The 12,996-nt window shown below is 52.8% G+C and carries 8 protein-coding genes, 2 tRNA genes and 1 pseudogene; 4 read left to right on the forward strand and 7 right to left on the reverse strand.

Annotation, left to right across the window (positions count from 1 at the left end; all coding sequences use genetic code 11):
* Positions 1–6 precede the first annotated feature (6 nt).
* Both tsaE and nnr read right to left on the reverse strand, forming a co-directional pair.
* Positions 7–468, reverse strand: a complete 462-nt coding sequence (gene tsaE, locus HV314_RS22470) for a tRNA (adenosine(37)-N6)-threonylcarbamoyltransferase complex ATPase subunit type 1 TsaE (RefSeq protein ID WP_016151410.1) — start codon at positions 466–468, stop codon at positions 7–9.
* Complete coding sequence (nnr, locus tag HV314_RS22475) at positions 440–1,987, reverse strand: bifunctional ADP-dependent NAD(P)H-hydrate dehydratase/NAD(P)H-hydrate epimerase (RefSeq protein WP_181546768.1); 1,548 nt, start codon at positions 1,985–1,987, stop codon at positions 440–442. The genes tsaE and nnr overlap by 29 nt, the downstream gene beginning before the upstream one ends.
* Between nnr and queG the strand changes: the two genes are divergently transcribed.
* Positions 1,986–3,125: a tRNA epoxyqueuosine(34) reductase QueG gene (gene queG, locus HV314_RS22480; protein ID WP_047500017.1), complete on the forward strand. Its 1,140-nt coding sequence runs from the start codon at positions 1,986–1,988 to the stop codon at positions 3,123–3,125. The two genes, nnr and queG, sit on opposite strands and share 2 nt — an antisense overlap.
* Before the next feature lie 269 nt (positions 3,126–3,394).
* Here the strand turns inward: queG and HV314_RS22485 are convergent.
* The 3 genes from HV314_RS22485 to orn form a co-directional block, all read right to left on the reverse strand.
* A tRNA-Gly gene (locus HV314_RS22485) sits at positions 3,395–3,470 on the reverse strand.
* 43 nt (positions 3,471–3,513) lie between these two features.
* Positions 3,514–3,589, reverse strand: a tRNA-Gly gene (locus HV314_RS22490).
* Positions 3,590–3,829: 240 nt separating this feature from the next.
* Positions 3,830–4,375 (reverse strand): oligoribonuclease, encoded by a 546-nt coding sequence (orn, locus tag HV314_RS22495; RefSeq protein ID WP_016151407.1) that lies wholly within the window; start codon positions 4,373–4,375, stop codon positions 3,830–3,832.
* Between the two features lie 105 nt (positions 4,376–4,480).
* Between orn and rsgA the strand changes: the two genes are divergently transcribed.
* The 3 genes from rsgA to mscM all read left to right on the forward strand — a co-directional run bounded on the left by rsgA (position 4,481) and on the right by mscM (position 9,926).
* Positions 4,481–5,533, forward strand: coding sequence for a small ribosomal subunit biogenesis GTPase RsgA (gene rsgA / locus HV314_RS22500; protein WP_168188438.1), 1,053 nt, complete (start codon positions 4,481–4,483; stop codon positions 5,531–5,533).
* Between the two features lie 92 nt (positions 5,534–5,625).
* Entirely contained in the window at positions 5,626–6,594 is a 969-nt protein-coding gene (asd, locus tag HV314_RS22505) for an archaetidylserine decarboxylase (protein ID WP_016155504.1), read from the forward strand.
* Positions 6,595–6,611: 17 nt separating this feature from the next.
* Positions 6,612–9,926, forward strand: coding sequence for a miniconductance mechanosensitive channel MscM (mscM, locus tag HV314_RS22510; protein WP_181546770.1), 3,315 nt, complete (start codon positions 6,612–6,614; stop codon positions 9,924–9,926).
* 80 nt (positions 9,927–10,006) lie between these two features.
* On the opposite strand, the pseudogene yjeM reads toward mscM, so the two are convergent.
* Together yjeM and epmA are read right to left on the reverse strand one after the other, a co-directional pair.
* A pseudogene (yjeM, locus tag HV314_RS22515) lies at positions 10,007–11,534 on the reverse strand (glutamate/gamma-aminobutyrate family transporter YjeM).
* 214 nt (positions 11,535–11,748) lie between these two features.
* Entirely contained in the window at positions 11,749–12,726 is a 978-nt protein-coding gene (gene epmA / locus HV314_RS22520; protein WP_003830517.1) for an elongation factor P--(R)-beta-lysine ligase, read from the reverse strand.
* Between the last annotated feature and the right edge of the window lie 270 nt (positions 12,727–12,996).

Below are 12,996 nucleotides of genomic sequence, written 5' to 3' on the forward strand. Positions count from 1 at the left end.
TTAAGGTTAATCGGCTAAACGCGCCAGCAATAAATCACCCGATGAGGAGACTGCGCTTATGCGCGCCTCTCGACCTTGCGCCTGATATTCAATGTGTATTTCGACGTCCGGGTCTGGCAGTACACCTTTACCTTGTTGCGGCCATTCCACCAGGCAGATGGCGTCATTGGCAAAATAATCGCGGATCCCCATAAATTCCAGCTCCTCTGGGTCCGCAAGTCGGTACAGATCGAAGTGATATACCATCAAATTATCGAGCGAATAGGGTTCAACCAGCGTATAGGTGGGGCTTTTTACATTTCCTTTGTGACCTAACGCCTGCAGGAATCCCCGGCTGAAAGTGGTTTTACCCGCCCCCAGGTCGCCGTATAAATAAATTACCGTCGCGCCATCACAGGCTTTGGCTACCCGCAGTCCCAGGTCTAAAGTCGCCTGCTCATCAGGTAGTGGAATTACTCGATTCATCATGATAAACGTCAATCACATCAGGGTTAACAATACGCTGTAGCGTGGTAAAGAGATCTGTCGCCAGCATGCCGCGCGTACCAAAACGCGCCGCCAGCACATCCGCCGCCGCACCGTGCGCGACACATCCCGCACATGCCGCATCATACGGGGTAAGCTTCTGTCCGAGCAATGCGCCAATAATACCGGAAAGCACATCACCCATTCCGCCGCTGGCCATTCCAGCATTGCCGGTATCAATAATACCCAATTCGGCCTGTTCGGCAGCAACAACCGTACCCGCGCCTTTCAGCACGACTACGCCTCCGTACCGTTTTACCAGACGTTGTGCACAAAGTAAGCGATCGTCTTCAATTTCTGCAATGGAACAGCCCAGAAGTCGCGCGGCTTCGCCAGGATGCGGCGTGATCACGCGATTGTGACGTTTATCGGGGTTGATTGCCAGCAGGTTCAACGCATCCGCATCCCAGAGCATCGGTTTGCGAAAATTCTCTACCTTTTGCAGCGCTTTTTTACCCCATTCCTGCTGACCAAGCCCTGGTCCTATTACCACAACATCCGCCCACGCCAGGCTCTCCTCCAGAGTCTGCGGCGTCAGCGTATCGACCATCAGTTCCGGTCTGGCAGTCAGAATAGGCGCAATATTTTCACTACGGGTCAGCACTTTAACCAGCCCGGCTCCTGCACGCAGCGCCGCTTCACCGGCCATGCGTATTGCGCCAGCCGTGCCGTGGTCACCACCGATGATCACCAGCCGACCGTGGGAGCCTTTGTGCGAGGTGGGTCGACGCGGCGTTAACCAGTGTACAAGCTGTTGAGCATCAAACCGTTGCAGCGGCGCGTTCTGCCCCGCCAGCCAGTCGTCCAGACCGAGTGCGTTAACATGCAGGCGTCCGGTGACATCGCGCGCTTTACCGGTTAGCAGACCTGGCTTTAACGCAATAAAGGTCACGGTGTGCGCCGCGTTGATAACCGCGCCCGGCGCCGCGCCCGTCTGCGCCAGCAAGCCGGATGGAATGTCTATCGCCACGACAGGGGCAGGATGGTGATTGGCACGTTCGATCAATGCCGAGAGAGGCTCACGCGGCGCGTGTTTTAAGCCCGTGCCTGACAGCGCATCGATAATGACGTCCACGCGATCTGGCCAATTGATATCCGCAGCATGAATGACGCCACCGGCGTTAAGCCAGGCGTCGCGTGCCTGCTGTGCTTCCTCGGGGAGCGCTTTATCACTCTCCTGCGCCAGCAACGTAATATCAAGCCCCTGAGCTTTGGCAAGCCTTGCCACCACGTAACCATCACCACCGTTGTTGCCATGGCCACATAGCACCAGCCAGTGCTGAGCGTTTGGATATGTCTCGCGGGTGACCTGAAACGCCGCCTCTCCCGCCCGTTGCATCAGCTCGTACAACGTCAGTCCTAAACTGTCTGCCGCCTCTCGCTCCATCCGCCTGATGTCATCGGCGTGCCAAATGGAGTGTGGTATACTTGCGGGGTTTTTCTTCATTGTATGGTCCGTCATGTCAGAGCCCCTCGATCTCAATCAGTTAGCGCAAAATATTAAGCAGTGGGGGCTGGAGCTTGGCTTTCAGCAGGTCGGTATTGCCGATACCGACCTCAGCGAAGCGGAGCCCAAACTGCAGGCCTGGCTGGATAAACACTATCACGGCGAGATGGACTGGATGGCCCGTCACGGCATGATGCGCGCCCGACCTCACGAATTATTACCCGGTACGTTACGTGTCATCAGCGTACGTATGAACTATCTTCCTGCCAATGCGGCCTTTGCCAGCACGTTAAAAAACCCCTCTCTGGGTTACGTCAGCCGTTACGCGCTTGGGCGCGACTACCATAAACTGCTGCGTAACCGCTTAAAAAAGCTGGGGGAGAGGATTCAACAGCACTGCGTTTCGCTGAATTTTAGACCTTTTGTCGATTCTGCGCCCATTCTTGAGCGTCCATTAGCGGAAAAAGCCGGGCTTGGCTGGACAGGTAAGCACTCACTTATCCTCAATCGCGAAGCTGGTTCATTTTTCTTTCTCGGGGAATTACTGATCGATTTGCCCCTGCCGGTCGACAACCCAGTAGAAGAAGGATGCGGGAAATGCGTCGCCTGTATGACCATCTGTCCCACCGGGGCCATCGTTGAACCCTACACGGTAGATGCGCGCCGCTGTATCTCTTATCTCACTATCGAACTGGAAGGCGCGATCCCGGAAGAATTTCGTCCCCTGTTGGGGAATCGAATTTACGGCTGCGATGATTGCCAGCTCATTTGCCCGTGGAACCGATACTCGCAGTTGACGACAGAGGATGACTTCAACCCACGCAAACAACTTCATGCTCCAGAGTTAATAGAGCTGTTTAGCTGGAGCGAAGCGTGGTTTTTAAAAGTCACGGAGGGGTCTGCTATTCGTCGTATTGGTCACCTGCGCTGGCTGCGAAATATCGCCGTTGCGCTGGGTAATGCCCCATGGGATGAAGCCGTTATTCACGCGCTGGAAAGTCGCAGAGGTGAGCACCCACTTCTCGACGAACACATAGAGTGGGCGGTTGCTCAGCAAATCGAGAAGCGAAATGCCTGCGTAGTTGAAGTGCAGTTACCGAAGAAACAACGTTTGGTCAGGGTCATTGAAAAGGGTCTGCCGCGTGACGCTTAAGTCATCCACAGCTTGTGTATAAAAATAAAAACACATTGATATTCAAGAGGGAAAAAATCGTCAAGTGATCGCATTAACAATTTGAAATGATAATTAATTCAATATTTTCAAATGGTTAAAATGATACTATTCACCCGACTAAGTTTTTTGCAATCCAGGAATAATACCCGAACCTGTGGATAAGTCTGTTTACAAGAGTATGTCAATGACGAAACAAAACGTCCCCAACGTATTTATTCGCTGTGGATATTTTTATTGGGGTAAGAATTTGGAGCGGGAAACGAGACTCGAACTCGCGACCCCGACCTTGGCAAGGTCGTGCTCTACCAACTGAGCTATTCCCGCTTGGGTGTGTCTGTGCTTTGTAGACATAAGCACTTTCAAATTTTGGAGCGGGAAACGAGACTCGAACTCGCGACCCCGACCTTGGCAAGGTCGTGCTCTACCAACTGAGCTATTCCCGCAAATTTGTACTGCTTTTGCTGCTGCCGTAACGTGTAATTCTCTGTCGTTACGGGAGGCGCATTATACGAGAAATCCGTTTAGCTGCAACCCCCTTAAAAGCGATTTTTTCGTTTTTCTGTTTAAGTGCTGAATTTATCGGCAAGTCGTCTAATTTAGCGACAATCCTACCTCAGTGCAAGCACGCAGGAACGATATTCGTAGGCCGGGTAAGCCACAGCGCCGCCCGACCATCCACAAAATCAAAGCTTAATAAAATGTTCGCGATAGTAAGCAAGCTCAGCAACAGATTCACGAATATCGTCCATCGCCTGATGCGTTCCCTGCTTGGTGAAGCCAGCAAGAATTTCCGGCTTCCAACGACGCGCCAGCTCTTTCAACGTACTGACGTCAAGATAGCGATAATGGAAATACGCCTCCAGCTCCGGCATGTATTTAAACAGGAAACGACGATCCTGACCGATGCTGTTGCCGCAGATAGGTGATTTCCCTTCTGGAACCCACTCTTTCAAAAAAGCCAGCGTAGCCAGTTCAGCTTCACGATCCCCCATGGTGCTCGCCTTCACGCGATCCACTAGCCCACTACCGGTATGCGTACGTACGTTCCAGTCATCCATTAATGCCAGCTGTTCGTCGGACTGGTGCACCGCAATTGTCGGTCCTTCAGCCAGAATATTCAGGTTGGCATCCGTCACCAGCGTGGCTATCTCAATTATGCGATCGCGCTCGGGATCCAGACCTGTCATCTCCAGATCGATCCAAATCAGGTTGTTTTCATTGGCACTCATGCTATTTTCCACCCTTCAGCGTCACATTCAGTGTGACTATATTCATCTAAAATTGCGTGTATCATAAATGTTTTGCCCATTATGGGCGACCAGGAGTCAGTCCGATTGAGTAAGAATAAACTCTCCAAAGGCCAACAGCGCCGTGTGAACGCCAATCACCAGCGTCGTCTGAAAACGTCCACGGAGAAGCCAGACTACGACGACAACCTGTTTGGCGAAACCGCTGAAGGCATCGTTATCAGCCGTTTTGGTATGCATGCCGACGTGGAATCTGCTGACGGTGAGATTCACCGCTGCAACATCCGCCGTACAATTCGCTCGCTGGTTACCGGCGATCGCGTTGTCTGGCGCCCGGGAAAAGCAGCAGCAGAAGGCGTGAATGTCAAAGGCATCGTTGAGGCGGTACACGAGCGTACCTCGGTACTGACACGTCCCGACTTTTACGACGGGGTAAAACCCATTGCCGCCAACATCAACCAGATCGTTATTGTCTCAGCCATCTTACCCGAGCTGTCACTCAATATTATCGACCGGTATCTGGTAGCCTGTGAAACGCTACACGTTGAACCAATTATCGTCTTGAATAAGATCGATCTGCTGGATGACGAAGGCATGGCCTTTGTTAACGAACAGATGGATATTTATCGCCACATTGGCTATCGCGTGTTGATGGTATCAAGCCGCACGAAAGACGGCCTGAAACCGCTTGAAGAAGCATTAACCGATCGCATCAGCATTTTTGCCGGTCAGTCGGGCGTTGGTAAATCTAGCCTGCTCAATAATCTTCTCGGCCTGCAGGAAGAGATCCTGACCAACGATGTCTCCGACAACTCAGGCCTTGGACAGCACACCACCACTGCCTCTCGCCTGTATCATTTCCCGCACGGTGGCGACGTTATCGACTCCCCTGGCGTACGTGAGTTCGGGTTGTGGCATCTGGAGCCGGAACAAATCACACATGGTTTTGTCGAATTCCATGACTACCTGGGCCACTGCAAATACCGCGACTGCAAGCATGATACCGATCCAGGCTGCGCTATCCGTGAGGCCGTAGAAAAAGGGGCAATAGCCGAAACTCGGTTTGAAAATTATCACCGCATCCTGGAAAGCATGACGCAGGTAAAAACACGTAAAAACTTTTCTGATACAGACAACTGACAACTAAGCTAAGCATCGCTAGAATCGTCCCCCTTTTTTCAGGATCCGGCCCGTATGCCGGATCGGGAACAAATTATGGCCTGGAGGCTACCTTGTTAAACTCATTTAAGCTTTCGCTACAATACATTCTGCCGAAACTATGGCTCACTCGCCTGGCGGGTTGGGGTGCGAGCAAACGAGCAGGATGGCTGACTAAACTGGTTATCGATCTGTTCGTGAAATATTACAAGGTCGATATGAAAGAGGCGCAAAAGCCGGATACCGCCAGCTATCGCACCTTTAACGACTTCTTTGTTCGCCCACTGCGCGACGACGTTCGCCCGATTAACACCGATCCAAACGTACTGGTCATGCCTGCTGACGGCGTGATTAACCAGTTAGGAAACATCGAAGAAGACAAACTGCTGCAGGCCAAAGGGCACAGCTATACCCTTGAAGCACTGCTGGCCGGCAACTACCAGATGGCGGACAAATTCCGCAACGGTACGTTTGTGACCACTTACTTATCTCCACGCGATTACCACCGTGTACATATGCCGTGTAACGGTATCCTGCGTGAAATGATGTACGTGCCAGGCGATCTCTTCTCTGTAAATATCCTGACTGCGCAAAACGTTCCAAACCTGTTTGCACGCAACGAACGCGTAATCTGTCTGTTTGATACCGAATTTGGCCCGATGGTGCAGATTCTGGTCGGCGCGACCATCGTCGGCAGTATTGAAACCGCATGGGCTGGCACCATTACCCCACCGCGTGAAGGCGTCATCAAACGCTGGACCTGGCCGGAAGGCGAAAGCGAAGGGTCGGTGGCGCTGTTGAAAGGTCAGGAAATGGGCCGCTTTAAGCTCGGTTCCACCGTTATCAACCTGTTCGCGCCAGGCAAAGTTAACCTGGTTGAGCAGTTGCAGGACCTTTCAGTGACCAAAATCGGCCAGCCAATGGCCATCTCGACCGAGACATTCGTGACGCCAGAGGCAGAACCTGCCCCGCTTGCGAAAGAAGAGATCGAAGCAGAACACGACGCCAGCCCGCTGGTTGACGACAAAAAAGACGAAAGTTAAACATAGGAATCGCTGCTGTGCGCCTGATTATCACTTTTCTGATGGCCTGGTGCCTCAGCCTGGGGGCGTACGCTGCGACAGCCCCCGATGCCAAACAACTCACCCAGGAACTGGAGCAGGCAAAAGCGGCGAAACCTGCTCAGCCAGAAACCGTCGAGGCTCTCCAGTCCGCGCTGAATGCCCTCGAGGAGCGTAAAGGTTCTCTCGAGCGTGCCCAGCAATATCAGCAGGTTATTGATAACTTCCCCAAGCTGTCCGCAACATTACGCGCGCAGCTTAGCAACCTGCGCGACGAACCGCGCAATGTGCCAACCGGACTCACCACCGATGCGTTAAACCAGGAGATCCTCCAGGTCAGCAGCCAACTGTTGGAAAAGAGTCGTCAGGCCCAGCAGGAGCAGGATCGCGCCCGGGAAATCGCAGACTCGTTAAGCCAGCTTCCTCAACAGCAAACCGATGCCCGCCGCCAGCTAAATGAGCTTGAGCGACGTATTGGTACCGCCAACTCTAATCCCGCGCAGAATCAGGCGATGCAGGCTGAATCCGCCAAACTCAAAGCCCTGGTCGATGAACTGGAGCTGGCGCAGCTTTCCGCTAATAACCGCCAGGAGCTGGCGCGTATGCGCTCAGAGCTGGCGGAAAAACAGAGCCAGCAGCTCGATACTTACCTGCAGGCTTTGCGCAACCAGCTCAACAGTCAACGTCAGCGTGAGGCAGAGCGAGCGCTGGAAAGCACCGAACTGTTGGCGGAAAACAGCGCGGGACTGCCGGAAGGTATTGTCGACCAGTTCAAGGTTAACCGCGAACTGTCTCAGGCATTAAACCAGCAGGCGCAACGTATGGACCTGGTCGCCTCGCAACAGCGTCAAGCCGCCAGCCAAACGCTGCAGGTGCGCCAGGCATTGAATACGCTGCGAGAGCAGTCTCAGTGGCTTGGGGTCTCAAATATGCTGGGAGAAGCGCTGCGCGCGCAGGTATCCCGTTTACCGGAAATGCCCAAGCCTCAGCAGTTGGATACCGAAATGGCGCAGCTTCGTGTGCACCGTATGCGCTATGAGGATCTCCTCAACAAACAGCCGCAGTTGCGTCAGATTCATCAGGCCGATGGACAACCGCTGACCGCTGAACAGAGCAGCATTCTCAACGCCCAGTTACGCACCCAACGTGAGCTGCTGAACTCTTTGTTACAGGGCGGCGATACGCTGATCCTTGAGCTGACCAAGCTCAAAGTCTCTAACAGCCAACTGGAAGATGCGCTAAAAGAGGTCAACGAAGCAACGCACCGCTATCTGTTCTGGACGTCGGACGTTAGCCCCATCTCCCTCTCCTGGCCTGTCGACATCGTCCAGGATCTGAGGCGTCTGATCTCATTAGATACGTTTAATCAGTTGGGCAAAGCCAGCATCATGATGCTGACCAGCAAAGAAACGCTGCTGCCGCTTTTCGCGGCATTGGTGCTGGTTGGCTTTAGCCTCTCTTCGCGCAAACACTTCACCCGTTTTCTGGAACGTTCATCTGCGCGGGTCGGGAAAGTCACCCAGGACCACTTCTGGCTGACGATACGCACGGTGTTCTGGTCGATACTCGTCGCTTCTCCGTTGCCGGTGCTGTGGGCAACGCTCGGTTACGGATTGCAGGAAGCCTGGCCTTATCCATTAGCTGTCGCTATCGGCGATGGCGTTACCGCCACGGTGCCCATGCTGTGGGCAGTAATGATTTGCGCCACCTTTGCGCGCCCCAACGGTCTGTTCATTGCCCACTTTGGCTGGCCGCGTAACCGCGTCGCGAAAGCCATGCACTATTACCTGATGAGTATCGGGCTGATTGTGCCACTGATCATGGCGGTGATTATGTTCGATAATCTCAATGACCGGGAATTCTCCGCCTCACTGGGGCGTCTGTGCTTTATTCTGATTTGCGGTGCGCTGGCGGTCGTGACCCTGAGCCTGAAACGCGCCGGGATACCGCTGTACCTCGATAAAGAAGGCAACAGCGATAACATGGTCAACAGCATGCTGTGGAATATGCTGATGGGCGCACCGCTGATTGCCATTCTCGCTGCGGCAGTGGGCTATCTCGCCACGTCGCAAGCTTTATTGGCGCGTCTGGAAACGTCCGTAGCTATCTGGTTCTTGTTACTGGTGGTGTATCACGTTATCCGCCGCTGGATGCTGATCCAGCGCCGCCGGCTGGCGTTTGACCGCGCCAAGCATCGACGTGCCGAAATGCTGGCGCAGCGCGCACGGGGTGAAGAAGAACCAGCGCATTCTACCAGCCTTGAAGGCACGATTGATGTTGATGAAAGCGAAGTGGATCTGGATGCTATCAGCGCGCAATCACTGCGCCTGGTGCGCTCTATCCTGATGCTTATCGCCTTGCTCTCGGTCATTGTGCTGTGGTCAGAAATTCATTCTGCTTTCGGCTTCCTGGAAAACATCTCGTTGTGGGATGTCACCTCCACGGTGCAGGGTGTGGAAAGTTTAGAGCCGATAACGCTGGGTGCAGTGCTTATCGCAATCCTGGTGTTTATCATCACTACCCAGTTAGTGCGCAACCTGCCCGCGCTGCTGGAGCTAGCGCTGCTGCAACATCTCGATTTAACCCCCGGCACCGGTTACGCCATCACCACCATCACCAAGTACCTGCTGATGCTGATTGGCGGTCTGGTTGGCTTCTCAATGATCGGTATTGAGTGGTCCAAACTGCAATGGCTGGTAGCGGCTCTCGGTGTCGGTCTGGGCTTTGGTTTGCAGGAGATCTTCGCCAACTTTATTTCCGGCCTGATTATCCTGTTTGAAAAACCAATCCGCATTGGCGACACGGTGACGATTCGCGATCTTACCGGTAGCGTGACGAAAATTAATACCCGCGCCACGACCATCAGCGACTGGGACCGCAAAGAGATCATCGTCCCCAACAAAGCCTTTATCACCGAGCAGTTTATCAACTGGTCGTTATCGGATTCGGTCACCCGTGTGGTATTAACCATCCCGGCACCGTCGGAGGCTAACAGCGAGGAGGTTACGCAGATCCTGCTTACTGCCGCACAACGCTGCTCACTGGTTATCGATAACCCGGCGCCAGAAGTCTTCCTGGTTGACCTGCAGCAAGGGATTCAAATCTTCGAACTGCGTATTTATGCCGCTGAGATGGGGCATCGTATGCCGCTGCGCCACGAAATCCACCAGCTGATTCTGGCTGGCTTCCGTGAGCACGGTATCGATATGCCGTTCCCACCTTTCCAGATGCGTCTGGAGAGCCTCGGCGGTAATCAAACGGGAAGAACCTTAAGTTCTGCGGGCAGAAGCAGTCGCCCGGCGGGGAGTTTGTAAACAAGAATGATGCCGAATGGCAGCTTCGCCGAATCCGGCCTACGAAGAATCATTTTTGTAGGCCGGATTCAGCAGGAAGTTTACTCCACCGCCCACTCAGGCTCGTTGGCCGTGCGGCGGCTGTAGTTCTGATAAATCGCCATTGCCAACAGCGAGAAGAAGATCGGGCCTCCGGTCATCCACAATGCGCTGTTCCAGTCCCCAGCTTCAATCACCGGCTGGATGATGGTGAACACATTGGCAAACGTCACCACCAGCACAACCACCGATGTGGCCAGCAACGTCGCCGCTCGGGTTTTAAAGACAACAAACGGTCTTTCCAGGCCCGTACGGGCTTTAAAGAACGGAAACGCCAGCGCGAGGAACAGATACGGTAGCGTCATCGAGACGTTCGCCATCAGCGTCAGTTTGTTATAGAACGCTGAAGCCGTATCGCCGCCAAACGAAACCAGCAGGATAAACAGGCTCACCAGCAGGCACTGCAACCACATTGCCGTCGTCGGCATCCCCACGGCATTCAGTTTGGTCATCGGCGCTGGCCACAGCGCCTTCGGCGTTCCCTGAATAATCGCTTTTAGTGGCGAATAGCTGAGCGTGAAAAAAGCGCCGGTATAGGCGAGAAACATAGAAAGCCCGGTGATACGCGCGAACCACACCCCCGTCACCATCGCGGTTTCAGGAGAAACATGCAGCGCGTTACCTAACGTCATCCCGAGGCTTTTCATCAGGATATACGTTATATTGCCGAGGTTGACCGAGCTATTGCTTAATACTTGCTGCCAGTTGGTGCTAACGCCCCATAAAAATATGGCCAGTGAATAACCGACAGAAATGACAATCGCGGCAAAGACAATGCCTTTCGCAAAGTTCTTTTCTGGCTTTTCTGTTTTATCAACTAATCCACCCACGGCTTCTATTCCGCCGTATGCAAAAATGGCAAACACAACAAATGACAACATGGCCAGACCGGACTGATATCCCGGATTAGGTGAGGAGATGAAATTAATATCCTGCGCAAAGTGACCACCAGTTAATAACAAAATAGCGACACTCACTAACAACAGAACTAAATTAAGACACATTACGGCAATTCCGCCTACAGCCGTAATACGAGCAATCTTATTAATCCCCCGGGAGGCCACGCAGGTTACCAGAATCATCCAACCGACGGCGAGCAACCCGACGACCTGCGTAGGCTCAAGCCCCGCAAAACGCCAGTGCTGCGTCATGTCTGCGCCAAATAAGAAGGTTGAAAAAGGTACCCAGACTTTCGCTGCGGTGCTTACCATCCATATCACATAGGAAGAAAACCACATAAACGTGCCGATAAACGCATAGCGTGGCCCAACGCTATTATTCATCCACGAATAGATTCCGCCCTCTTCTTTCCGATAGGCAGCCCCCATTTCCGCCATCATTAAAGCAAATGGGATAAAGAATAATAATGCAGAAAATATATACCACGGAATCGCGCTATACCCCATTAAATAGAATGCGGAGGGGCTATTCTAAATAGAATGCGGAGGGGCTATTCGCAAAACCGAAAACAGACGTAAATATCATGAGGATGAGACCTATAAGGCTCATCTTTTTTATTGTTTGGGTCATTAAACCATCCCTTACTCTGGCAAGCGTTTAACAAACGCCACTCACCGGTTGGCACTGCCCTCTTTTCAGAGTTCAGCGATAGAAAAATCAACACAGAATTGATACCTGAACGATATCAAATATCCAGGAGTAAATTGTGGCTATTAGAGGGTAAATGAAAAAATATGCTACAAAGTGGCTATTTCACCGCCACTTTGTATTGAAGGAGAGTACGTTACGCGCGATCGACGGTAAATGCGATAACCTCGGCCAGGCTCTCTGCGCCCAATGCCAGCATCACAAGACGGTCAACGCCCAGCGCCACGCCAGAGCAATCCGGCATACCCACTTTTAACGCTTCAAGCAGGTTGGTGTCGATAGGCTGCTGCGGCAAGCCACGTGCGGCACGTTTGCGGTTATCCTGCTCAAACCGCTGCTGCTGTTCGCGCGCGTCGGTCAATTCATGGAAACCATTCGCCAGCTCAATACCTTTGTAGTAAACCTCGAAACGTTCAGCCACGCGGTGATCTTCGGTACTGATTTGCGCCAGTGATGCCTGGCTGGCCGGGAAATGATACACAAACGTCGGTTTGTCTTTGCCAATATGCGGCTCAACGCCCATCGTAAACAGCAACTGCAGTAAGGTGTCCCGGTCTTCTTCGGTATCGGCGATATTGCTGAGATCCAATTTCGCCGCCACTTCCCGCAGTTGGGTTTTATCCGCAGACAGCGGGTCTATCTCCAGATGGCGCTGGAAGGCTTGCTGGTAAGAGAGACTTTCCGCAGGTGAGCAGTCCAGCACCTGCTGGAGCAAATCATCCACTTCATTCATCAGGCGATACATATCGTAGTGCGGACGATACCACTCGAGCATGGTGAATTCAGGGTTATGATGACGCCCCATCTCTTCATTACGGAAGCTGCGGCACAGTTGATACACCGGACCGCATCCTGCCACCAGCAGGCGCTTCATATGGTATTCCGGGCTGGTCATTAAATAGAGATTCATTCCCTGGGAGTGTCCAGGGCCGACGAAACGCGTTTCGAACGGGAACAAATGGATGTCCGTTACCGTTGCCTGACTCATACAAGGGGTCTCAACCTCAAGCACGCCACGATCGGCAAAAAAGCGGCGAATCTCCGCTATAATTGCTGCACGTTTTAACAGATTGGGGATGGACGCGCTCGGCTGCCAGGTTGCCGTTTCGCTCATGGTTGTTTCTCCGATTTAAGACAAGGGCACGAAGTCTACTCGTATCGCGTTAACGAGACAAATTTCGCGCGCCACTAATCCACACTGGCAATTGGATAAAAAAAGCGACATGGGGTGGTTTAGTAATTAAATTAATCAAATTCAATGATAATTCCCCCCTTTGACACGCTAAAAAAATCGAACACGTCAAATTTCCCGCACATCCCTGAGACTATACTATTGTACCTATAAAGGAGCAGTGGAAACGCGTTCATAACCTGTTTGAAGCCG

Source organism: Citrobacter sp. RHBSTW-00887, assembly GCF_013728095.1.
Taxonomy (GTDB): Bacteria; Pseudomonadota; Gammaproteobacteria; order Enterobacterales; family Enterobacteriaceae; genus Citrobacter; species Citrobacter braakii.

Coding starts and splice junctions, on each gene's coding strand:
- tsaE (WP_016151410.1), bottom strand. CDS start 468: ATGATGAATCGAGTAATTCCACTACCTGATGAGCAGGCGACTTTAGAC.
- queG (WP_047500017.1), top strand. CDS start 1,986: ATGTCAGAGCCCCTCGATCTCAATCAGTTAGCGCAAAATATTAAGCAG.
- nnr (WP_181546768.1), bottom strand. CDS start 1,987: ATGACGGACCATACAATGAAGAAAAACCCCGCAAGTATACCACACTCC.
- orn (WP_016151407.1), bottom strand. CDS start 4,375: ATGAGTGCCAATGAAAACAACCTGATTTGGATCGATCTGGAGATGACA.
- epmA (WP_003830517.1), bottom strand. CDS start 12,726: ATGAGCGAAACGGCAACCTGGCAGCCGAGCGCGTCCATCCCCAATCTG.